General features: G+C 67.3%; 1 protein-coding gene. It reads left to right on the top strand.

Going from position 1 to position 26,793, the window contains the following annotated elements:
- The first annotated feature begins 398 nt into the window (after positions 1-398).
- Positions 399-26,768, top strand: coding sequence for a PKD domain-containing protein (locus AC2IR1_RS00585; RefSeq protein ID WP_486474344.1), 26,370 nt, complete (start codon positions 399-401; stop codon positions 26,766-26,768).
- Positions 26,769-26,793 lie beyond the last annotated feature (25 nt).

Here is a 26,793-nt window from a genome sequence, read left to right as displayed (position 1 = left end):
TTGCCGTAGTGCTTCGGGAACAAGGACGCGGAGCGCGCCAATTGCGCGTCGCCCATCCAGAAGAGACCGGAAATGTCACGGCTCGTTTATTGAACCTTGAGTCACTGCGTCCGGCCGAAAACAATGGGTTCGGAGCCTAGTTTTTGCCCACATCCGAATGGTTGCATCAAGCAACTGGAATTAAATGGAATTACGGGATTCTGGCCCGAAAACTACGATCCCGTAGTGCACTTTATTCTACCTCAGCGAGAAATATTTTTGGGGATACCACTCTGACATTGACAAGTCGGGGTCCGATTTCGTTTTGTCCCCATTGGAGATGTATACAGGTTTTTTGGCAGATTTTCCGGCATATTTAGCCGGAGCTCGCCTAACCGTTCGGAGCGGAGGAAGGCGTCATGGCGTTGGATACACTGAGGCGTGCCGGTGTGCCCGGATTGCATTTCGAGCCGTTGGAGCCCCGCCTGCTTCTGAGTGCCGATGTGCTGGCCTTCGACCTGGGGGCGATGGACCTTTCGGGGGCGAGCCACCAGGTGCTGGTGCGGATGCTCGACCTGTCGGACGAGGCCGCGGAAAACGCCGAATCCCAGCAGCGCATCCAGGTGGTCGAGATCATCGGTGACACCGAGGTGGTACTGGCCGACGAGGAGGCCGGCGCGACGGAAATCCAGATCACCGGCACCTCCGAGGATGATGTGCTGAGCCTCGATCTGGACAGTTTCGAAGGCTACACCACCCCCAAGATCACCTATCTGGCCGGCGGCGGCAGCGATACGCTGGAGCTGGTTTCGGAGGTCGAGCTGGGCGTCAAGACGGCTGCCGAAGGGGCCGGCAGCGTGGCCTCGGTCGAAGCGAGCGACGGGATCAGCGTGAGCTTTTCCGGCACCGAGACGGTGCTGGGCGCGGACCGGGTGAACATTGATCTGAGCGGCGGCGTGCTCCAGGACGGTGCCGATGCCGAACTGAGCTTTGCCGAGGGGCTGTTCACCCTGGCCGATGCCTCTGGCAGTTCCTTCGGCATCAGTTTCGACACACCCACCGAAAGCCTGTCGATCCTCCTGACGGGTGCTGACGATCAGCTGCGGGTGACCTCCTGGGATGCGGATTTCAGCGGCGATCTGACCATCGACGGACAGGGCAACAGCGCCCGGGCGAGCGACAAGCTGTCGGATTATTTCTACGAGGATGCCAGCGCCGGTGACACGGTCACCATCGACACGACGGTCGTGACCAATGGCGGTGCGATCAGCATCACTGCCGAGACGATCGACATCGGTGCCACGGTCGAGACCTATGAATATGCCGGCGGCGACGGTTTTGTCGCCTGGACCCCGGGCACGAGTTACACGCTGAGCCAGACTGCCACGAGCGGCAGCGGCACCGGCATGGTGGTGAAGGTCACCGTATCCGACGAGGGCGTGCCCGAGGTGACGCTGGTCGCCCTGGGCAGCGGCTACGCGGTGGGTGACACGGTCACCTTCGAGGATCCCGACGCTGTGGGTTCTTCGCTTTCGGTGGCGGTGAAGAGCGTCGCGACGGCGGGGCTCGATTCCAGTTCAGAGAGCGGTGACGGCGGTTCGGTGGAGCTGAGCGGCAAGGACATCAGCCTTGGTCTGGGCGCGGTGGTGGATGCAAGGGGCGCCGAGGATTTCGCCGACGGGGCGGTGACGATCACCGCAGCGGTCGAAAGCTACGACGGCACTCCCGATGACTACATGCTGGACGTGGCCCGCTACCTGGTGAACCCGATCCCCGAGCTGGCCTTCCTGAAGGCGACTGTCACGCTTGAAGGGGCGACGATCCTGGGCGGCGATGTCACGATCACGGCGACGGTCGACGATCTGGACGCCGCCATTGAGGTCGAGAATTTCGCGACCGGGGTGATGGGCAACCTGGAAGCGCTGCTGGAGGCGATCCCCTCGGTGACCAGCTTGCTGGGGTTCGACGCCTCCGTCTCGATCCATTCGGTCGAGGCCTCGATCGAGATGAACGACAGCACGATCACCGCCAGCGGCGATGTCGAGATGCTGAGCAATGCCACGACCGAGGCCAAGGTGACGGCGGTGGCGGTGTCTTCGGTCCTGTCGGGCGACAAGATTGCCACGGGCTCGATGTTTGCCGGGGCCTATGCCAGCGCCGCCGCCCGTACGACCCTGATCCTGAGCGGCACGAGCACGATCAACGCGGTGGGCGACGTGACCCTGGATGCCGAGGGCAGCGCGACGGCCAAGCCGATGTCGCGGACCTCGAACATCTTTTCGCTGATGACCGAGACGGGCAATGGCGACGCGGCCCAGAGCTATGCCCTGGCCATCGCCTATACCGACCTGGATGTGAAGGCCTCGCTGGGCAGCGACACGACGATCATCTCGGGCGGGAACGTCAACCTGATCGCCAATGGCAGTTCGGGGGCAAATTCCAAGGCCGTGTCGATGATCTACAAGGACGGGCGCGTGTCGATCTCTGCGGCGCTGAGTTTCGATATCTCGAAGGTCACCGCCGAGGCCAACGGCACCATCGTGGCCGATGGCCACCTGTCCGACCAGACCGGCGCGCTTGAAGTTTATGGCGAGGACAGCGAGGCGATCGATTTCGCCACCGACACGATCTATGTCCCCGATCATGGCTACGAGACCGGCGACGGCATCGTCTATGCGATCCAGACAGGCGACGAGGCGATCGAGGGCACCGTGCTGGACGGGCTTGTCGATGGCACGACCTATTACGTCATCAAGGTGGATGACGATCATTTCCAGCTGAGCACCGTGGCGCCGCTCGACCTGGATGGCAGCGAGACCTACGAGAATTCGACCCAGACGCTGACCAGCATGGAAGCGGCCGAGATGGCGCTGGATGCCATCGACGCGGAGGCCGACACGATCCGGATCGTGGAATCCGGCTTCGAGGTGGGCGACGAGATCCTTTACGAAAGCTCGGGTGATGGCGATATCGGCGGGCTGGTCAGTGGCCAGACCTACTGGGTGCAAAGCGCGGATGACGAGTTCATCACGCTTGAGGATGCCGATGGCAACCTGATCGAGGTCAGCCAGGACGGCGCCCTGGGCACCCATACCTTCACCCGGGTGTCGGACGATGTGGCGCGGGTCATCGTGCTGGGCGAGCTGGACGATACCACCGTCACCGAAGACGGCGAGACCGGCAATATCATCCGCATGGCCGATCACGGCTTTGCCGATGGCGAGGTGATCACCTATTCCACCGTCGGTGACGGCGATCTGGTGATCAACGGGCTGAGCCGCTCGACCTCTTACGTGGTCGAGCTGATCGACGAGGACAGTTTCCGCCTGCGCGAACTGATCACCGATGACGAGGGCAACCAGAGCGTCGGCGACATCATCGACATTTCCGCCGCCGATGGCGCCAATACCCATGGCTGGCTGTTCGAGGATTTCGTGATCTCGTTCAGCCCCAATGCGGTCGAGGAGGGCGGCGCCGTCGATTCCGCCACCCGCAGCCTGACCTTCGACAGCGCTCACGGGCTGAGCACCGGCGATGTGGTGATCTACGCGGTCGATCCCGAGGTGACGGTCACTGCGCCGGTTCTCACCATCGTTGGCAAAGAACTCGGCACCAAGGAGGTCGAGAAGAAAGACAAGCCCATCGACGGGCTGGAAGACACCGGTGCCTATTACGTGGTGGTGGTGGATGACTACACCATCCGCCTGGTCGAGACCTATGAAGAGGCCATCGCCCTTTCCACCCCCGTCGATATCGAGGCCCCCGAGACCGAGGGCACCGAAACCGAGGTGCATCTGTTCGTGCCGACCGTGCTGGTCAACGGTGTCGGGATCACCGCCAACCTGAGCTCCTCCAACTCTGTCGTGGCGCTGCCCGAGGTCGGCAGCAGCTTCGACATCTCGCGGGTGAAGGATATCTTTGCCTATTCCGACGTGACCGCCGCCGGGGTCTACGGGATTCTCGCCGGAGTCACCTCGCTGACCCCGGTCGCCGAGGAATTCAAGCAATCGGATTCCTACGCCGGGGGGGTCGGGGTCAACTATGCCGACCATACCGTCACGGCCAGCGTCGGCGCCGATGCCAGCCTGACCGACCGCGCCAGCATCACCAGCGATGACGATGTCGTCGTTTCGGCCACGCAGAGCGAGAGCCAGATCAACTACATCATGAGCTATGGCGCCCAGGCGGATACGGGGGGCTCTGCTTCGGCCACCGCCGGGTCGCTTTCGATGGCGCTGATATACAACGACACGCGGGCCACCATCGCGGGCAATGCCGATATCGACGCCGCCGGAACGGTCAAGGTCACCGCGCTGACCGAATACCCGCTGCTGATGACCCTCTACGACCTGATCACCGGCTTCCCCGACCGACTGGCCAGCGACGGGGTCACCGCCCTGCGCTTCATGCTGGACGGTACCTTCGGCATCAGTGCGAGCATGTTCAACAACTGGGTGCAGACCCAGGCCTCGGCCTCGCAATCCTCGGGCGACACGACCGCGGTCAATGTGCTGATTTCCTATTACGACAATACCACCAAGGCGACGATCGCCTCGGGTGCGCGGATCAACCAGAACCGGGCGCCCGACGCGGGATCCTCGGTTCTGCTGAGCGCCGAGACCGACATGACGCTGCTGTCGCTGTCCGGCACCGGCTTTTTCAGTCTGCACGAGGGGCGGCTGGCCGATGTCAACTTCAAGGGCAAGCTTATTTCCGGGATTCTAACGGGCTCGTCCATCCTGCCCTATGGCACATCGGATTCCGATTCCCTGGGCTTTGCGGCCCTGGCCGAGGTGATCAAGAATTCCACCGTTGCCGTGCTGGAAAGCGGCGCTGCGGTCGCGCTGGGCTCTTCCGGGTCGTTGCGGGTCAACGCTGAGGAAGACGTCCTGAACTTCGCCTTCGCGGAATCGGCCAGCAAGGATACCTCGGTCGCGTCGACAAGCGGTGTTGGCACCAGCCTGAACGGGTCGGTGCTGACCTATGTCCACCTGAGTGACGCGATCGCCGGTATCGATGCGGGCAGCACGATCAGCGGCGGCACGGTCGAGGTCGAGGCGGTGAGCGATGTCATCAACATCCTGATCGCCGGGACCCTCTCCTTCGGAACCGCCAACAACGGCGCCAATGGCTCGATGGCCTATGTGCAGCTTGACCGTGACGTGGTGGCCTATGTGGGCACCCCCTATGACGACGGGTCGGGGAACCTGCCCGATGCCTCTGGCAGCAGCGATTTCGATGTCGCCGGGCTGAGCGTCAATGCCGAGACGCGGGGGAACACCTATTCGGTCACCGTGGCCGGGACCGGCCAGAAGACCGGCAGCTCGGCGATGAGCGCGCCCGCAGAACTGGCCGATGGCCTTGATTTCGGCGCCGTTCAGGACCTGGCGGGCGATGTCGGCGGCACCTATGGCGTGGCGGGCTCCATCTCGCTCAACATCGAGACGGGCAATACCCTGGCCTATATCGCCGACGAGGGCGAGTTTGACCTGGGCGAGCTGAGCGTGACGGCCACGACGGCGACGGATCTGCTGGCGGTCACCGGCGGCGCCGTGATCTCGGTGCGCAGCAACAAGGCCGACACCCAGCGTTCGCGCGCGACGGGGGTGGCCTTTGCTGTCAACAATGTCAGCCATGACACGGTGGCCTCTGTCAGTGGTGCGACGATCACCGGGACGGCAGCGGATGCCGAGGGGGTGGATTACCTGATCGAGGCCAAGCGTACCGGGCAGGTGATCGCCGTGGCCGCCGCCCTGGCCTATGACAGCGCCAACAACGGCAAGGGGTATGGCGGTTCGATCGCGATCAACCGCATTGATGACGAGGTGACGGCACTTCTGAGTGGCGTGACCCTGACCGGGGAGGGCGATCTTTCGGTCCTGGCCAGCAACCGGGCCGAGCTGATCGCCACCACCGATGCCATCGTCAGCGGCGGCAGCGCCGCCTATGGCGCCTCGCTGACCTTCAACCAGGTGGTCAGCCAGGTCCATGCGGGCATCCTGGACAGCGTGGTGGTGCTGGAAAGCGGCGATGTCGCTGTCGAGGCGCTGAACGACACCCATTTGACGGCGATCTCGGTCTCGGCGGCGCTGCAGCCGACGCGGGGGACCGGGTCGCTTGCCGATTTCGGCTCGGCCGGGGCGCTGACGGTGGCGGTGAACATGATCTCGGTCGACCCGAGCTATTTCATCGACGGGCGCGACGGCGCGGATCAGGCGGTGCGGGCCGAGATCAGCGGCAGTGCCGTGACGGCGGGGGGCGACGTGTCGGTCCTGGCCCAGGATGAATCCGCGATCCTGGCGGTGGCGGGCGCGGTCTCGGTTTCCGGGAATGTCAGTGCTTTCGGGGCCGGGCTGGCCTGGAACCAGGTCAGCAACGTGGTCGAGGCGGTGATCGAGAACGCCCAGGTCCGGGCCGCGGGCAGCATCGCGGTGCGGGCGAATTCCACGGCGGGCAACGATGTGCTCGACAGCAAGATCACCGCGGCGGCGGTGAGCGGCGCGGTCAGCTTCTCGGGGCAGGACAAGGCCGCCATCGCGGCGGCGGTGCAGATCAACGGCGTCAAGCAGGAGGTCCGTGCGACGATCCGCGGCGCGGATACCGAGGCGATCGCCGATGGTGCGGTCAGCGTCGAGGCGCTGGACGACACGACCATCGCCGCCCTGACCGCCGGGGCGGCCTATGGGTCGAGCGCCCTGGGGGCGGCCATCGCCGCCAACTACATCGCCAATGAGCTGGACGCGAGCATCGTCGATGCCAGCGTGAGCGCGGGGGACAGCGGGCAGGCGGCGCAGGATGTGCTGGTGCGGGCCGTCGAGACCGGAGAGGTCTATGCGCTGACCCTGGGCGTCGGCATCGTGAGCAATGCCCGCACCACCTTTGCCGGGGCGGGGTCGGTCGTGGTGACGGTGATCGACAATGACGTCGTGGCGCGGATCGACGGCGATGCCGATGTGGATGCCACCGGCGACATCCTTGTCCTGGCGCGCAACGAACAGGGCGTGCTGAGCATCGCGGGCGAGGTTGCCTGGGGCAACAAGACCACCGTTGGCGCCTCGATCAGCCTGCTGACGGTCAACAACGACACCCGCGCCTATGTGGATGCCGCCGCCAGCCTGAGCGCGCGCAGCGGCGGGCTGGACGGTTCTGGCTACACGGATGCGCAGGGCACGGATTACGAGGGCGTGGTGATCGAGGCGGTTTCGGACCTGTCGCTGATCAATGTCGCCATCGGCGGCGCGGTCTCCAACAATGCCAATGCGCTGTCGGGGTCGCTGACGATCAACGTGATCACCGATGACACCCGCGCCTATGTCGAGGCGCTGGAAGACGGCGCCACCGCCGGCGACGGCGGAGAGATCGAGAGCCTGGGCGATGTGGTGGTTCTGGTCAGTTCGATGCTGCTGCTGACGGGGGTCGCGGGCAACCTGACCGGCAGTAGCCAGAGCGGGTTCGGCCTGGGCTCGGACACCAGCGTGGTCAACCGGCGCAGCCGCGCCTCGCTCGGGGCGGGCACCGATATCGTGGCACAGGACGATGTCGTCGTCGCGGCCGAGGCCCAGGAAGACCTGGTCAGCGTGTCGGCCACCGCGACGGCAACGGGCGGTGCCGGGGTCGCCGCCAGCGCAACGGTTTCGGTCCTGGACCTGGATACATCGGCCACCATCGACTCGGGCGCCCGGGTGCTGGCCTGGAACAATGTGCTGGTTTCGGCCCATGACGTGCTGGATGCCGGGCTGGGCGCGGGCAGCTTCACCTGGGCCGATGGCTCGGTCGGGTTCGGGATCAGCATGGCCGTGGGCACGCTGAGCCAGGACACCCATTCCACCATTGCCGGGGGCGCCGAGGTCACCGCCCTGGCGCTGGGCGACGAGACTTTCGCCTATACCGGTGCGGTGGTCGCCTCTGACGGGCTGAGCTTTGACGCCGCCACCGACGGCGGCAGCAGCATCGAGATCGCCGGGCACGGGCTGGTCAGCGGTGACCAGGTGGTCTTCGACGCCACCACCGCAGGCGGGCTGAACGACGGCACCGTCTATATCGTGCAGCGCATCGACGCCGATCATATCCGCCTGCTGGATGCCGCGACCGGCACCGTGCTGAGCCCGGAAAGCGCCGCGGGCGTGCTGCGCCAGGTCGAGGTTGCCACCGAAGGCAGCACAGCCGAGCTGCTGGGCAGCGATGTCGACTACGACAGCGATGTGCTGACCTCCGATGCGGCGCATGGCTTTGTCACCGGGCAGGAGGTGATCTACCTCGCCCAGGGTGTTGCGCTTGGCGGGCTGCAGAGCGGCAAGAGCTATTACGTGGTCGTCACCGGCGAAAACAGCTTCATGCTGGCCGAGACCGCGGAGGATGCCCAGGCGGGCACCAACCTGATCGACCTGAGCGAAGGCGCGGCTGATGCGGCGCAGTTCCATGTCTTCGAGGCGATGGATACCTCTGGCTCGGTCGACCTGGGCAGCGACTACGTGGATTCGGATGCGATGCTGGCCGATACGGCCAAGTCGGCCGAGCGCGCGGGGCAGAGCGGCGTGATCGTCACCGCGGTCGCGGATTCGGACCTGGCGGTGATCGGCGTGCAGGGCACCGGCGGGATGACCACGGGCATCGCGGTCTCGGGCTCGATCGCGGTGCATGAGATCAACACAAGCGCCACCATCGGCGCCGGGGCAAGGATCAACACGCTGACCGGCGAAGACAGCCTGGGCAATACGCTCGGGGCTTCGGCGGCGCAGGATGTGACCATTGCGGCGCTGCGCGATTACCGCGTGGTCGCGGTTTCGGTCGGTGCGGCGATCAGTGGCACCACGGCGGGCACGCCTTCGGTGGCCGTGCCGGTGCTGAACGGCGAAACCCTGGCCACGATCGAGGGCAGCAGCAGCGCGGAGCAGACCGTGGTTGAGGCGGCGGGCGACGTGCGCGTCAGCGCCGATGCCGAGGCCAGCATGACGGCCGTTTCGATCGGGCTTGCCGGGGCGGATGCCTTTGCCTTTGTCGGATCGGCTGCGGCCCTGGTGATGGACACCACGACCAGCGCCCTGATCACCGGCAATGTCGAAGTGACCGCGGGCGATGACGTGCTGGTCGATGCCGAGGACAGCACCCGGATCTGGGCGGTTTCGGGCGGTGGTGCGCTTGGCCTTGGCGAAGGCGCCGGGGCGGGCGCCCTGTCGCTGATCTATCTCACCAAGGAGACCGATGCCCGGATCGACAACGGCGCCAGCGTCGATGCGCTGAACGGTGGCAGCGGCAGCATTGCCGTGGGCGAGGAGGCCAGCACCGCCGACAGCTATGACGGCGTGGTCGTGCGCGCCACCAGCAGCGAGGAACTGACCTCGATCAGCGCTTCGGCGGCGGGCGGGTACTGGGCCGGGATCGCCGGGTCGGTCAACGCGGCGGTGATCGACAGCACCACGCGGGCGGCCATCGACAGCGGTGCCCAGGTCAACCAGGCCAGCAGCCCTGCGGCGGGCGTGGATGTCGCCGTTCTGGCGCGCAACACGGTCGAGATCGATTCCTATGCCGGTGCGCTGGGCGGCGGGGCCGTCGGGGTTGGCGCTTCGGTCGACATCGGCGTGGTGCGCAATGACACCTCGGCCCTGATCGGCGGCCCCGGCACCCAGGTCGATGCGGGCGACAAGACCGTGGTCGAGGCCAGCAGCGACTGGCAGACCAACAGCAATACCCTGGGCCTTTCGGGGGGCGTCGGCGCCATTTCCGGCGCGATCATGGTCTATTCGCTGGGCGATGACTATTCCGCGCTCTACACGACCGATGGCGGCAGCGATAACGCGACCGAGCTTGACGGCAAGAGCGTCGAGGATCTGGTGGACAGCCAGCTGGCCGGGATGATGGGCGAGGCCACGAGCACCGAGTCCCTTGCCACCTTCGACGCGCAGGACAGCGCCGTGGTGGACGGCGCCGCCGATACCTTCACCCTGGGCGGCGACAGCACGCTGCTGACCGGCGATACCGTCACCTACAGCGCGGGGGATGGCAGCGCCATCGGCGGGCTGGTGGACGGGGCGACCTATTACGTCATCGTCGAGGATGCCGACAACGGTGTGATCCGGCTGGCCGAAAGCCATGAGGAGGCCCTGGCGGGGCAGGGCATCGACATCGACACGAGCGGGGCCACCGGCAGCAGTCACGCCCTGCTGAGCAGCGCTGCCGATTACGTCGCCAGCGCCCAGGCCGTCATGGCCGCCAGCACTTCGGAGAACGAGCTGACCGGGCGGCTGAACGCGACCACCGGGACGCAATCGGGCACCCATGCGCTGATCGGCGAGGGCGCCACCGTCACTTCGCCCAACCTGAGCGTTCTGGCCGGGCAGCAGGTCACCCATTACAACGCCACCGGCGCCTTTTCGGGCGCTGCCGTTTCGGCGGGGATCGGCATCGGGATCCTGAACGTCGATGTGGACGTGGCCGCCTATGTCGAGACCGGCGTCACGCTGATCGGCGACGGCACCGGCGATCTGGCCATCCGGGCCGTTTACGACGCCAGCTATACCAGCACCGCGATTGCCGGCTCCGTCGGTGCCACCACCCTGGCCCAGGTCGCAACGCTGGTGAACGACACCACCCAGGTCGAGGCCATTCTGGGCGGCACGCCCGACACCGAAGGCGGCGATCCCGCTGCCGGTCGGGAGACCTCGGTCACCGGCTATGTCGATGTCACGGTCGAGGCGGACAGCACGCTGGATTACGGTCTGCGGGTCGGCACAGGCGCGGGCGGCAGCGTTGCGGTCGGCGCGGCCGTGGTCAAGGCTGATCTGGATGTGACCACCCTGGCGGCCATTGCCGCCGGGTCCAGCGTCTTTGCCCAAGGCGACGTGACCGTCCTGGCCGAACGCGATCTGACGGTGGATTCCCCCTCTGGCGGGACCCAGCCGATGACCTTTGCCCTGGCTGTCGGCCTGGGCGGCGGTTCGGCCGGGTTGGGGAAGGTGACGGTCGGTGGCGATACCACCGTGCTGTTCGGCGATGAGGCGGTTGTCGAGGCGGGCGGGGCGATCCTGGCCCGGGCCCATAGCGAAACCGATGTGACCGTGCGCATCGCCAATGCCTCCCTGGCGGTGGTCGCCATCGGCATGGTCACCGGATCGCTGGATATTTCCGGCCAGGCGGGTGTGCGCAGCGGGCGCAACACCCGGCTGACCGGCGCCAGTGTCGCGCTGCTGGCCGAAAACGACATCACCGCCCATATCGCGGCCTACCCGGCCTCTTACGGGGTGCTGAACGGCACCGGCGTTTCGGTCGAAGGCACGGTCGAGAGCGGCGCCCATGTCACCATCGGCGACGGCGCGATCCTGAAGGCCACGGGCGACGACGGGGCCGAAGCGGCGCTGCGCCTGCTGGCCGACAGCGACATCGACCTGACGGTCGAGGGCGTGCCCGCCACCAGCACCGGCGAATTCGGCCTGGTGGCCGATTTCGGCATTCACATCGCGCGGATCGACCTGACGAACAACACCCTGGTCACCATCGGCAGCGAGGATGACGACAGCACCGGGGTCAGCCTGCTGGCAGAGCGCGGCTCGGTCTCGGTCCTGGCCAATGGCAAGACCACCGCCGATGTCGAGGCCGAGGGGCAGGGCTATTCCGCCGTGGTGCAATATCTGCGCGCCAACGCCGATGCGGATGTGACCGACGTGGTGAAGGTGCTGCTGGGCCGCGGCACGCAGATCAGCGCCGCGGGCAGCGTCGTGGTGCGGGCGAAATCCGATGTCGAAGTCGAAACCTTCGCGCATAGCAAGGGCGGGGCCTTCGGGGCCGGGGCCAATCTCTTTGCCACCACCGACCTGGACCAGACCACCGAGGTCGAGGTGCTGGACGGCAGCGTGATCACCGCGGGCGACAGCGTCACCCTGCAGGCGCTGCAGGCGAAGCTGGCCGCGGATTCGCGGGCTTCCGCGACGATCGGCGGCGTCCTTGCGGGCTCCAGCGCCGATGCGACGACGGACATCACCAATGCCGTTGCGCTGACCCTGTCCGGTGAGGTCCTCATCCAGGGGGAGACCGCCGTGGTCCTGTCGGCCCGTTCGGAGGAGGTCGACACCCGCGCCCGGGCCGAGATCGAACGTCACCAGCTGGTCGACGTCGTCTCGAGCGTTTCGAGCGATTACGATCTGGTGATGACGGTCGATGTGGTGGCCGGATCGGCGGTTCTGATCAAGACCCGCGACCTTGACGTCGAGGCCTATGCGCCGAGCGATCCGAGGATGATTTCGCAGTCCAAGACCAGCGGCAACGTGGTGTTTACCGACCGTGAGGACTTCAACAAAGACAAGGACTTCAGCTACGTGCGGACGATCTCGTTCGATGGTTCGGTGCTGCTGCTGGGGCCGGAAAGCCCGGTTGTCACCATCCGGGAGAACGGCGATGTCGAGGCGACGGGCGGGCTGAGCGCCACGCTGCAGGATGGAGTCTGGGTGATCAGCGACATCGTCAACGACACCAGCAAGGCGGGGTCGGTCGATTTCATCGTTGCCGCCAGCCTGTTGGACGAGACCGGGTCGAATGCGGTGCTGAAGGGCGATGCGACGATCACCTTCGCGACGGCCTTCGACAAGGTGACCATCGTCAACGAACGCGCCGAGGCCGTGCAGCTGAGCGTGATCGAGGCCGTCAATGACGCGACCGCGCTTACCGCCAATGTCCGCACGACCGCGGGCGACACCAGCGGCTGGCATGCCGAGCCCGGCACCGAGGACAACGAGACCACGCTGAGCGTCACCTCGGTCGGGGATATTGTGATCGCGGGCCAGGTGCATGCCAAGCTGGGCACCGCAACGCTGGCCAGCGAAGGTTCGATCCGGCAGAAATCCGGTGGTCTGCTCGACGTTCCGACCCTGGTGCTGAACGCCGGGGGCGCGATCGGCGAGGCGGGCAATGCGCTGCAGGTCAGCACCGGCCTGCTTTCGGCCAGCGCCGAGAGCGGCGACATCCGCATTGCGGAGGCCGACGATGTCGCGCTTGGCCTGATCGAGGCCGCGGGCAGCGATGCCACGGTGGCGATTGCCGCCTGGGGCGCGATCGGCGACGGCGATGCGCTGCAGGACGAGGGGGCAACCACGCTCGATATTGCGGCGGCCCATGTGACGCTGAGCGCGGCGGGCGGGTCTGTCGGCACGGCGGCGGATGCGCTGGAGATCCAGACCGGGACCGGCACGCTGGACGTGCAGGCCCATGGCGACATCGCGGTGACGGATCTGGGTGGCGGGCTTGGCCTGGGCACGGTGCAATCCGATACCGGCGACATCCTGATCACCGCCGCGAGCGAGACCAGCGGCGAATTCGACGACGATCTTGCGCTGGGCGCGGACAGCCTGGTGCGCGCGGTTCAGGGGCAGGTCACGCTGATCGCCTTTGATGATCTGCTGGCCGAGGCCGGATCGCTGATCCAGGGTGCGGCGGGCGTGACGCTGAGCGCGGGGCGGACCGAGGACGACGGCGCGGGCACTTCGACGATCGAGCTGCTGGGCAGCCTGCGTGGCAGCACCATCACGATCAGCGGTGGGGCGGGGGCCGATATCGTTGCCCTGCGCGAGGTCACCGATGCCACGGTCATCGACCTGGGCGAAGGCGGCGAGGATCAGGTCCTGATCGGTTCGACCGCCACGGCGGCGGGCGCCACGGGCGGCACGCTGATGGACGTGACCGGCAGCCTGCAGGTGACCGGCGCGGGCGGCGACGATCAGCTGCTGCTTGATAGCTCCGGGCTTGGCCAGGACGCCGGGGTGAGCCTTGCCGCGGGCCAGCTGACCGGCAGCCTGCTGCCCGGCCAGGTCACCTACAGCGGCCTTCAGGCCGTGACGCTGGTGCTGGGCGATGGCGACGACACCGTCGCCGTCACCGGCAGCGCCGCAGATACGCTGACCGGCATCGTGCTGGGCGGGGGCGAGAATACCGTGACCCTGGGCGACACGGGCACGCTTGCCGCGCTGGCAGGCCGGGTGACGCTGGACGGCGATGCCGGGACGGATACGGTGCTGGTCGACGACAGTGCCGATATCGGCAGCAGCGGCGCGATGGAGTCGTTTGCCGGTGTCATCGGGCTGAGCGGCCTTGGCATGGGTGACGACGGCGCGGGCGGCACCAGTGCCGCTGCCGGGCTGCGGATGACCGGGATCGAGGACCTGACGATCTTGCTGGGCGCAGGCGATGACGACTTCCGCGTCGGGGCGACCGATGCGGAGACGGTGATTGACCTGGGGGCGGGCGACGACACGGTCAGCCTGGGCCCGGATCTGTCGCAGATCGAGGGCGCGCTGACGATCATGGGCGGTACCGGCCAGGACCGGCTGGAGGCGGCGCCCACCGTGGCGGCGAACCTGGTGATTGATGCCGAGGGTGAGACCGGCGTGCTGAGCGGCGATCCGGCGCGGGCTGTCTTCGACGGGGTCGAGTCGGTGGCCCTGTCGCTGTCGGATGCGGCGGATACGCTCGTGGTGCGGGGCACCCCGACGGCGCTGGACATCGATCTGAACGGTGGCGACGACACGGTGACGATCGAGGGCGGCGATGCGCTGATCGACCTCGATCTTGGCGCGGGCAACGACACGGCGGTGATCACCGGCCAGACGGCGGGTGTCATCGTCAGTGGTGACGGTACCGGCGGCGGGGCCGATCTGCTGCGCATCGACCTGTCGGAGGAAAGCGCCCAGATGGCGGCCGAGGTCACCGGCACCGGCGAGGCCAGTGGCAGCGTCACGATTGCTCAAACGGATTTCATCAGCTTCGGCACGGTCAGCTTCAGCGACCTGGCCGGGTTCGAGCTGTTGCTGGGCAGCCATAACGATACCCTGGCGCTGAATGCCCAGGCCACGGGCCTGGACAGCTTTGCCGCCATGGCGCTGAGCATCGACACCGGCGCGGGCAATGACCTGGTCACCGTGGACAGTGTCAGCACCAACGCCGCCACCGCGATCCGCGGCGGCACCGGCGAGGATGAGGTCGTCGTGCCGGTGACCGGCGATCTGGCGGAGCAGGATTACACCCTGCTGTCGCTGACCACCGAACTGCTGAGCATCGATGCCTCGGGCGGGACCGGCCAGCCGATCAACTGGGTGCTGACCGACGGTGTCCTGCTGACCGCCCGGCGCGAGAACGAGGCGGAGGCGCATCAGATCCTGCAGACCGACGGTGCCGGAGAGATCTCCCTTACGGGGTCGGCCGCGGGCAGCGATACGCTGGATGTGGTCACCACCACCACGGCGGATGTCACGGCCAATATCACCGGCAACAATGTCACCCTGGCATCCGGGATCGAGGTCGCCAGCTACGAGGATGACCAGACCTATACCAATTACGGCACGGCGATTGATTTCTCCGGCCTGGTCGAGGGCAGCACGCTTTACAGCGAGGAAGGGTTCGACGTTTTCGTGACCGATGCCTCGGCCGGGAACGACGCGACCATCGTCGATGCCGGGGCGCAGGCGATGTCGGTGGCGAGCGACCCCAGCCTCTCGCTGGCACTGGCCAGCGATCAGAAGGCGGTCATCACCTCGTCCAGCGGCGATGCCTTTGCGCTTTACGGCCTGGATATCACCGGCGGCGACGGGGTCGAGATCACGGCGGTCTGGGTCAACGGCCAGTCGCAGACCTTCACCTCTCTCGATGCGATCGACGCGAGCTTTACCGGGCTGACGGCGCTGATCGTCGACGCCAAGGGCGGCAGCATCGACAATATCGAGGTCGAGGCGATCGAGGGGCTGACGGGCAGCGGCGAGGCCGATGGCGGCTATGTCGATACGCTCGAGATTCACGGCCAGGGCACGATCACCTTCGACACCGACACCGGAGAGGTGACCTTCGACGCCGATGACGGCAGCGCCTTCACCCTGACCGGGCTGCGCGACGGGATCGAGGACAGCGCGGTGCTGACCAGCTTCGGCACTGCGACGCAGGTCGATGGGGTCTCCACCTGGACCTATGACGGTGACCTGGTGCTGGGCACCCTGGAGAGCGACGACATCACGGTTGTCTTCGAGGGCAGCAATGGCGCCACGCTCAACGTCACCAACGACATCACCCTTGGCGCCAATGTTTCGTTCGAGGCGACGCCGAACACCGAGGATGCGGACGCGGATGCGGTCTATGGCGGGGCGGGCGAAGGCGGCACCGGGGGCGTCGGGGGCACTGACGTCCTCATCAGCACCGATCCTGAAACCGACGAGGAAATTGTCACCGGTTCTGGCGGTGCCTTCGGCGAAGGCGGCACCGGCGGCAACCGGGGCGAGCCGGGCGAGAAGGGCTTCAATCCCTCGTCCGGGGACCGGGGCGACGATGGCAAAACCGGCGGTGCGGGCAGCGACGGCCTTGCCGGATCTGCGGGCGGTGCCGGGACGGCTGGCACGGACGGCATCGGCGCGGGCGGTACGGGCGGCGTGGCCGTTGCGGGCGGCGATGGCGGCGACGGTGGCGACGGCGGCGTCACTGGCGGGGCCGGTTCGGAAGGCGGCTCGGGCGGCAGCGAGGGCGGTCATTCCGGCGAAAGCGCGTCGGATGCGGATCCCGGTGAGGAAGGCAAGCCCGGTGGCGATGGTGAAGACGGCACCGGCGGCGCGGGTGGCAGCAATGACGGCAGCGGGATCGAGCTGGTCGCCGGTGGCGGCGGTGCAGGCGGTTCCGCCGGGGGACAGGGCGGCGGTGGTGGCGGCGGTGCCGGTGGCGGCGGCGGCGGTGCCGGTGGCGGCGGCGGTGGCCGTGTCGGCGACGAAGGCGGGACCGGCGGTGAAGGCGGCGATGGCGGCGACGGCGCCCAGGGAGGCAACGGCGGTGACGGCGGCGATGGTGGCGACGGCGGCGATGGCGGCGGTGCCTTTGCCATCGTGGCCCAGGGGCGCCTGACCCTTTACGGCACGGATTTCGACGTCAGCGGCGGCGATGCCGACGCGGCGGGCACCGAGAACGGCGCCCAGGCGGGCGCGGATGGCGATTCCACCGCCGGCGGCGAAGACGGCGACGATGGCGCCTTTGGCGGCGGTCGCGGCACCCAGGGCATCCTGCATTCCGGCGCGGGCGGCAATGGCGGCGACGGCGGTGATGGCGGCGCCAGAGGTGCCGGTGGCGATGGCGGCGACGGTGGCGGCGGCGGCGGCGGGGCCGGGGGCACCGTGATCCTGAGCGGCTCGGTCATCGAAAGCTACTCGGGCACCGAGGTCGACGCTTCGGGCGGCGAAGGCGCTGATGGCGGCAACCAGAACGCGACGGCCGATGACGGTGCCGATGGCGCCGATGGCCGGCTTGTCCTGGTGGGCAGCGACATCTCCTTCAACGGGGCCACGGTCGATACCTCGACCAGCAGCCTGGCGGGGGTCGATGGCACGACCGAGGTCTATGATGCCCAGCTGGACGGCGAAGAGAACGTCAACGACTTCGTCCAGGGCGAGGCGGGCGCCGAAAGCACGCCGCTGATCGCGGGGCTGGACGGCGGCGCGGATGTGGCCGGGATCCTGGCCGATCTGACCTATGCCGAACTGGTCGAGGCCTATGACATCGAGATCGACTACACCACCCTGGCGGTCGTCATCCGCATGGACGAGGTCCCGGTCGAGCTGATCGACGGCACCCTGTCGACGGATGATTACGAGGGCTATGACGCGGTTCTGGTGATCAACGTCTCGAACGTGGCGCTTTCCAATCCCGAGATCGCCCTGGCCGACGGCTCCGTCTCGCTCGACGATCTGCTGGCGATGACAGCGGGCGACAGCGACATGGAGCAACTGGGCGCCGGGCAGATCTGGGTCACGCTGGTTCCCGACAGCTACAGCGCGCTGGAAGTCGCGGTGTCCTTCTTTGGCGACAGCGACAGCGATAGCGGATCGCGCACCGGCGAGGTCATCTATACCGGCAGCGCCGGCGACAAGGCGGGCACCCTGGCGGTGGCCGGGGACAAGATCACCCTCAACGTGCAGTTGCCCGAACGCGAGGTGGCCAGCAGCACCCTGGCCGGGGTCGATGCGATCACCGTCAATCCCGACAGCGGGATCACCTACGGGCTTGATACCACGACCGGCGCGATCGTCGTGGTCAACGAGGACGGCAGCCAGCGCCAGCTGCTGCGCTCGGGCTTCGATACCGACGGGCTGAGCGACGCGACGCAGATCGCCTACCTGTCGGGTGTCGGTGACAACGGCGTTGTCGTCGCCCTGGGCGAGAGCGGTCTTGAGGTCTACGAGGTCGGCGCCACGGGCGAGCTGACGGCGCGCAGCGATCTGGACCTGAGCGCGGCCGATCTGGGCGGGGTGTTCGCTGACGGGCTGGCGGTGTCCGAAGACGGTCAGACGCTGTACCTGGCCGGGGCGGATGGCGTTCTGGCGGTCGGCTTTGCCGCCGATTATGCAACCGACGGCAGCGCGGCGAGCCTGACGGGCGCCACGCTCGACACCGCGCAGCAGGCAGTGCTGGCGGGCGGGATCACCGATATGGCCCTTTCTCAGGACGGCAGCCGCATCGCGGTCACCGGGGCCGCTGGCCTGGTGGTTCTGGATGCGACCAGCCTGACGGGCATCGCCTCTGCCGCAGTGGCCGATATTGCCGAGCTTTCCGGCGCCGTGGCCGTCGCCATGGACCGCGACGGCTATGTCTATGTCGCTTCGGCCAGCCGCGATTCCCTCAGCAGTTACGAGATCAGCGGCGACGGCCTGGTGCTGATCGAAGAGGCCAGCAACGGCACCGACGGCGTGCGCGGTCTGAACACGCCCAGCGACATCGCGCTGAGCCCGGATGGCAGCTATGTCATCGTCGCGGGCAGCGACAGCGATGCGATTGCGGTGTTCCAGCGCCGGCTGGATTCGGCGGGCGAGGTGACCGGGGGCATGGTCTTCGTGCAGGTCCTGCGCGATGCGACCGGCGGGACCGAGGGGCTCGACACGCCGGTGATGCTGCAGACCGGGCGCAGCACCGATGGCACGGCGACCCTCTGGGTGGCCAGTGCGGGCAGCGGCGTGACTGCCGAGGGCGGTATCGCGACCTTCACCCTGGACGAAACCACCGTGACCGCGGTCAGGGCGAGCGTGAGCTTTGCGAATATGGCGGCGCTGGGGGTGAGCACCGGTGCGGGCGATGATGCCGTCACCCTGACCGAACGCCCCGGCAGCGGTGTGAGCGATGTCTCCATCGACAGCGGCGCGGGCAATGACACGGTTTCGGTCTTCGACATGGTCGATGGGGCCGCGGGCACGACCACCGTGGCCACCGGCGAAGGCGACGACAGCGTTCTGGTTCAAAGCACCCGAGAGGGCGGTGCGCTGGATCTGACGACCGGTGAAGGCACCGACACGATCCGTTTCGCCGCACTTGGCGCGGGCCAGGTGATCGAGGCCGACAGCGGCGAAGGTGCCGATGTGGTCGAGATCTCTGCCGCGGCGGTGCCCGAGGATGTCGCCCTTGTGGATCTGCAGGGCGGAACCCCGACCGAGGCACCCGGGGACGTGCTGAAATACGATCCCGGCGATGCGCTGATCGAGGATACCGGCACCCCGGCCTCGGGCACGCTGACGACCGAGGGGTCGGGCGTGGTGGCCCTGACCGGCTTCGAGGAGGTGGTGCAGGTCGCGGCGCCGGAATTCGGCGGCGCGGGCGTCACCGTCATCGCAGAGGGCGAGGGCGCGGTGATCAGCTTCCTCGTGCAGCCCAATGGCAGCGGCCTGACCACCGCCCCCGAGATCGAGATGGGCCTGGACGGGCTTTATGACGATCTGACGGCGGTCTATGTCGGCCAGGTCGCGGTCGAGGAAGACGGGGCCACCGTCTATTACGATCAGTACCAGATCCGGCTGGAAGACTGGCAGGCGCTGAAGGATCAGGGCATTGTCGACGATGGCAGCTACACGATCGGCATCCGCCTGACGAACGACTACGGCACCAGCTACGGCACGGCCGAGCTGACGGTGACGGATACGGCGCCGGTGGTTTCGGGCAGCGCTGCCACCAGCACGCTGTCGGTGGGCAGCGCGCTTGAACTGGCCTTTGCGGCCAGCGATCCGGGCGATGACAGCGTGGTCGAATGGGTCGTCGACTGGGGCGACGGCAGCACGCCGGAAAGCTTCGGTGCGGGTACCACGGGCGCGGATCATGCCTATGACCAGCCGCAGACCTACACGGTGACGATCACCGCCACCGACGAGGAAGGCGTGAGCGCCTCGACCACGGTCGAGGTTCTGGTCGAGGTGCCCGCGGATGCGGTTGCCCTGACCGATGCCTCGGGCGGTACGGCGTCGGGCAGCGGCGCTGTCACCAGCCTGACGATGGACGAGGGCGGCCAGGTCGAGATCGGGGTTGCGACCCTGGGGGCCATAGATCCCGCCAGCCTGTCGCTGGTGATCGATGTCGATGGCAACGGCCAGTATGACGAGGCCCCGATTGCGATCCCGGCGAGCGGCAGCCTGGTGCTCGACTGGGCCGCGCTGCAGGCGATGGGGCTGACGGATGACGGCAGCTACGGCCTGCGCCTGACCGGCAGCTACGAGAACGGCACCGAGGTTTCCGCCGAGGGCCTGCTGGTCGTGGCCAATGTCGCCCCGACGGGCAGTGCCACCGTGACCGCTGCCAGCGGCGACACGATCGAGGAGGGCGAGACCGCCACCCTGAGCCTGAGCGATGTGACCGATGTGGCCCAGGGCGATCTGGATGCGGGTCTGACCTATTCCTACGACCTCAACAACGATGGTGATTTCGACGACGAGGGCGAACTTTCGGGGGTCAGCGTGACCGAGATCGAGATCCCCGCCGCCTATCAGGACGACGACGGGGTCAGGACCCTGGCCGTCTATATCTCTGACGGGGAAGACGTCACGCGGCTGCAGGTGAGCTACAGCGTCGCCAATACCGCGCCCGAACTGGTGGTCAGTGCCGTCACCCAGGAGGTGGCCGAGGGCGAGACCTACGAGATCACCCTGGCCGCCAGCGATGCGGGGGCCGATACGGTCAGCCAGTGGCGCATCGACTGGGGTGATGGATCCGCCGTGGAAACGGTGAGCGGTGACACGACCAGCCTGAGCCATGCCTTCATCGACGACGGCAGCTTTGCCGTGCAGGTGACGGCGGTGGACGAGGATGGCGCCTGGGCGGCGAGCCCGCTGCAGGTCAGCGTGGCCAATGCCGCGCCCGAGGTCGACACCCTGGCCGTCACCGCGTCGGTCGAGGGCGGCGCCGCAGTGTTGAGCGGAACGGCCAGCGATGCCGGTGCCGCGGATGGGCTGACGGTGCTGGTGGACTGGGGCGACGGTTCGGCCGTCGAGCAGATCGCGCTGGGCGACAGCGGGTTCGAGCTGTCCCATGCCTATGCCCAGGACGGCAGCTACGTGATCAGCGTGACGCCCGTCGATGACGACGGCCTGTCCGGGAGCGCGGCGACCGTCACTGCTGATGTGTCGAACCTGGCGCCCGGGGTGCTGGCCTTCTCGACCGGGCAGACCGAGGCCGTGGAGGGCGAGGAAACCACCTTCACCGGGCTGATTGCCGATGCCGGTGCCGCGGATGTGCTGAGCGTGACGATCGACTGGGGCGACGGGTCTGCGCCCGAGGTGATCGAGGTCACCGCGGCCAGCGGCATCTTCAGCGCCAGCCACGCCTATGCCGATGAGGGCGACTACACCGTCACTGCCGTGGCGGGCGACGATGCGGGCGAGGAAAGCGCTGCTGCCTCGGCCACGGTTTCGGTCGTCAATGCGGCGCCGGTCTTTGCCGGAGAAGACCCCGACACGGAGGGCACGGTGCAGCCCTTTGCCCTGAGCCTGACCGAGGTCGACGAGGCGGGCAGCCTGACCGTCAGCGGCCGGGTCACCGATCCGGGCAGCGGCGACAGCCTGACCCTGATGATCGACTGGGGCGATGGCAGCCCGGCCGAGGCCGTGGCCGTCGATCCCGAAACCGGGGCGTTCAGCGCCAGCCACACCTATGCCGACGACGATGCGATCGGTGCCGAGACGGCCGATCAGGCCGGGCAGAGCGGGGTGTTCACCCTGACTGTCACCGCCAGCGACGAGGACGGGGGCGAAATCGCCGCCACCCGCGAGGTCACGGTGGTCAATGTGGCGCCCGAGCTGACCGTGACCCCTTCCGCGACCGAGATCGACGAAGGCGGGACGGTGACGCTCGACCTGTCCGCGCTCGACCTGGGGACGGATACGGTCTCCGGCTGGGTGGTCGACTGGGGCGATGGCCAGAGTGAGACGGTCACCGGCGCCAGCGCCAGCCCGGCCCATGTCTATGCCGCCGATGGCAGCTACGCCGTGCAGGTGACGGCAATCGACGAAGACGGCAGCTATGCCGCCGCGCCGGTCGGGATCACGGTGCGCAATGTCCCGCCGGTGATCAACGCCGCCACGATCGAGGATGGCGACGAAGGCAGTGCCGTGACCCTGAGCGGCAACGTCAGCGACGCCGGTGTGGGCGATGTGCTGCAGGTGATCGTCGACTGGGGCGATGGCGTGACACAGCTGGTCGATGCCGATGCCGCGGGCGATTTCAGCGCCGGCCATACCTATGCCGAGGATGGCACCTACGCGGTTACCCTGACCCCCGTCGACGATGCCGGGGCCCAGGGCGATGCCGTGCCGCTGAGCACCGAGATCGCCAATGTGGCGCCCGAGGTCACCCTGTTTGCCCCGGTGGTCGAGACCGTCGCCGAGGGCAGCCAGGTGACCTTCACCGGTGTGGTCAGCGATGCGGGCACATTGGATACCCAGACCGTCAGCATCGACTGGGGCGACGGATCCGAGGCGACCGTCGTCGCGGTGGATCCGGCCACGGGCAGCTTCAGCGCCAGCCACGTCTTCGACGATGACGACGGCACCGGTGCCACCGCCCTGGCCGAGGGTACGGGCCGCTACACGGTCACCGCCACCGCAACGGATGACGAGGGCGCCACCAGCGCTGCGGTCACGGCCGAAGTCGAGGTGACCAATGTCGCCCCCGCCTTCACCCTGGTCAGCGAGGATGGCGCGACCTATCCCGCCGGGCTGGACGTCACCACCCTGACCGAGGGGGACACCGTCACCCTGACCGGCAGCTTCACCGATGCCAGCCTGGGCGATAGCCATGAGCTGCTGATCGACTGGGGCGATGGTTCGGCGCCCGAGGTGCTGAGCTTTGCCGCTGGCGCGGCGCGCAGCTTCTCGATCTCCCATACCTATGCGGATGAGGATGCGTTGGATGTCGCCACCGAAGAGGACAGCGAGGCAAGCGGCAGCTTCACCATTGCCCTGACGCTGAGCGACGATGATGGCGCCAGCGCCACCGGCAGCCGTACCGTCACGGTGACCAATGCCGCGCCGGTTCTGACCGCGCTGGACAATTCTGCCTCTGTGCCCGGTGTCGTCATGCCCGGTGAGCCGGTGACCCTGACCGGCAGCTTCACCGACAGCGGCAGTGCCGACCAGCATACGCTGGTCATCGACTGGGGCGATGGCACCATCGAGACAGTGGTGCTTGAGGTCGGGGCGCGCAGCTTCTCGATTGATCACGACTATGCCTCGCCCAATCTTTACGACATCACCGTCAGCCTGTCCGACGACGACGGGGCCGGCGATGGCGGCGAGACGGCGGTCTTCCTGTCGGGGATCTTCGTCTATGAAGACGGGCGCCTGGGCGTCGTGGGCACCAATGCGGATGAAAGCATCCGGATCGAGACCATCGACCCCGCGCTGTTCACGCCGCAGCAGGTCGTGCTGTTCGAACAGACCTTCGGCGGAAGCACGTCCATGGACGGCGAGTGGAGCTTCCTGGAGGCGACCGAAAGCGCGGGGCAGCTGACCGGCAGCGGCAGCTCTTCCCTGAGCTTCGAAATCGGCGATCCTTCCGGGCTGGACGATCTGACGCTGAGCTTCAGTGCCGAGCTTCTGGCCGCGGCGGGCAAGACGCGCAGTTCCGACGATACCGTGACGGTCGAGCTGGTGCTGGAAGACGGCAGCGTGATCACCCTGGACAGCTTCACCCGCGACGGGACCGGTTTCGCGACGCTGGTGGGCAGCTCCGGCCAGGTGATCGGCTGGGATGCCGGGACGCTCAGCTACGATTTGAGCGACCTGGGGCTGAGCGGTAGTTTCACGCTGCAGATCAGCAGTTCCTTCGACGACCGCCGCGACGGGATCGAGATCGACAACCTGCTGGTCACTGCTACAGAGGCGCCGCTGTTCGAGATCCCGCTGGGCGCTGCGGAAAGCCATGCGATCACGGCCACGGACGGCAGTGCCTTCGCGGGCACCGGGACCGGCGGAAATGGCAATGGCCGCGGCTTCGGGCAGTCCACCGAAGATGTCTTCACCAGCGACTGGCTTGATGTGTCGACCCTGTCCGAGACGGTGCTGAGCCTGGTGATGAGCGCCGATGCAAGCGACAGCCGCGACGGGTTCGAAGGGCCCGACTGGAATGGTGATGGCGATACGGTGACGATCGAGATCGACACCGGCGACGGCTGGGAAGTGCTGGAGGTCTTTACGGTGGACGAGGCCAGCCAGAGCTTTGTCGGCCAGACCACGGGCCAGAGCTTTGACGCCACGGGTGCGACCCTGTCCTGGGATCTGGGAGAGGAAGGCAGCGAAAGCCTGCGCATCCGCATCACAACCGATCTTTCCGGCCGCGGGGAAACCGTCAGCTTCGACACTGTCGAGGTGACCGGCCGGGCCCCCGAGACGGTGCTGAAGATCTCCAACCCGGATGGCATTCCGGTTTCGGACAGCATTTCCGACGTGGCGCTTGGCATGGACGCCGATGGGGCGATCTATGTGCTGGCCAGCGACCTGACCGGGCTCGTGCTGATGGGCGTGGGCGGCGACGACGTGATCGAGGTCGGGTCCTCGGTCGGGCTGCCGGTGGAGATCATCGGTGGGGCGGGCAATGACCTGATCATTGCCGGGGCTGGCGATACGGTGATCTGGGGCGATGACCCCGACGGGCTGCAAACCGGCGACGACACGATCATCGCGGGGGCCGGGACCGATGTGATCCACGCCGGTGACGGTGACGACTGGATCGCTGGTGTCGGCGCCGATGACGTGATCTTCGGCGGCGCGGGCACCGACCACCTTGGTCTGCCGGGCAGTTCTGCGCTGGTCCAGTTCGATCTGGATGAGGACAGCGGCGACACGGTTGCCGACAGTGCGTCGGGGCTGGAGGGCGAGATCGTGGGCAAGGGTCGTACCGACCTGGACGACATCGCGGTTTCCGGCACCGGGATCGAGCTTGACGGCAATGCGGGCATCCTGGTCTCGGCCAGCGAAACGCTGCAGCTTGCCTCGGGGACGCTGCAGTTCTGGGCCGAGCGGTCGAGCAACGGCAATGACCGGCAGGTGCTGTTCTCGATGGTGGATGGCCAGGACCTGTTCGAGCTTGTGCTGGAAGACGGCCAGCTGGTGCTGACCCTGGAGACAGCCGTGGGTACGGGCCAGGTGATCGTCGATCTGCGTGGGACCGAAAGCCTGCAGCGCGGCGACTGGAGCCATGTTGCCGTGACCTGGGGCGAGGAGGGGCTGATGCTCTGGCTCGACGGGGTTCTGGTGGGTGTGGATGCCTTTACCGGGGGGCTGCAGGACAATACCGGCGATCTGTGGATCGGCGCGGTCTACGGCAGCGAGAAGCACGGTTCGGTGCGGGTCGAGGACGGGTTCCGCGGCAGCCTGGACGGTTTCGCGATCCATGACAGCCAGTATGGCGCGGCCACCATTGCCCGTTTCATGGCCGATGGCAGCGGGCTGAGCCTGTTCGAAGCCGCGGGCCATGTCTGGACGACCGAGGGTCTGGCCGGATCGGCCGCCGATTACGCGCTGGGCGGCGATGCGGAGGGGCTGGTGCTGACCAGCCTCGACAGCGGCGCATCGGTCACCGTCGCGGGGATCGAGGCGATTGCCTTCGAGGATGGCACGACCGGTCTGGTGATCGGTTCCGGCTCGGCCCTGCCGGCGGCCCTGGCCGCGGGTGAGGCGGAGGCGCTGGCGGGCAGCGACGAGGTTGTCCTGCTGGGCGCGCCGGGCACGGAGCTGACCCTGCTGGGCGCCTGGGACGAGCTGTTGCCCGAAGGTGGGTTCAGGGTCTTCGCCCAGGGCAGCCAGCTTCTGCGGGTTGCCGACACCCTGTCGGTCACGCTTGAGCAGGAGGTGAGCCAGCCGGTGCTGCATCTGAGCATGGACGAAAGCGATGGCAGCGTGCTGCACGATCTTTCGGGTCGCCCGCAGGATGCGGTCTTCTACAGCGAGCACGGCCTGGACGATGCGGCCAGTGCCGAGGGCGCGCCGGTGTCGGAGGGCGGTTCGGTCGAATTCGACGGGCGCGACGATACCGTGGCGATCCTTGCGGCCGATCCGGAGCTGGCGACGGCTTCGGGCACGATCCAGCTGTGGATGCAGCCCGACAGCGCCTGCGAAAACGGCACCCTGCTGTCGATGGCCGGCGATTGCGGCGAAAGCTTCGAAATCCGTGTCGAACATGGCCGGATCGCGGTCGAGCTGACCATCGACGGCCAGCGCTACCGCCTTGACGGTGGTACGGTGCAGGCCAATGCCTGGGAGCATGTCGCGGTGACCTGGGGCGAGGGCGGCCTGACGCTCTACGTCGGCGGGGTCGCGGTGGACAGCTCGGCCTATGCCGGCGGTCTGGGCGCGGAGAAACCGGTGGCCATCGGTGCTGCGCTGAGCGTCAGCTATGGCAAGGCGCGGGTGTCGGATCACTTCGACGGCGCCATCGACGAGGTCGCCTGGTACGATCGTTCGCTGAGCGCGGGCGAAGTGGCCCAGCTGCAGGTGGAAGGCCCGATCGCCTTCCCGGCCATCGCGGCGGAATGATGCGGGTGCAAAGGCGATACGACCG

The sequence above is a fragment of the Pseudooceanicola sp. NS-SX8 genome, from assembly GCF_057380755.1.
The sequence above is the reverse complement of the archived record's forward strand: the minus strand, read 5'-3'. Positions and strand labels throughout refer to the sequence as shown.

Bases quoted from the DNA above. Each gene is read 5' to 3' on its own strand.
- AC2IR1_RS00585 (WP_486474344.1), top strand. From the start codon at position 399: ATGGCGTTGGATACACTGAGGCGTGCCGGTGTGCCCGGATTGCATTTC.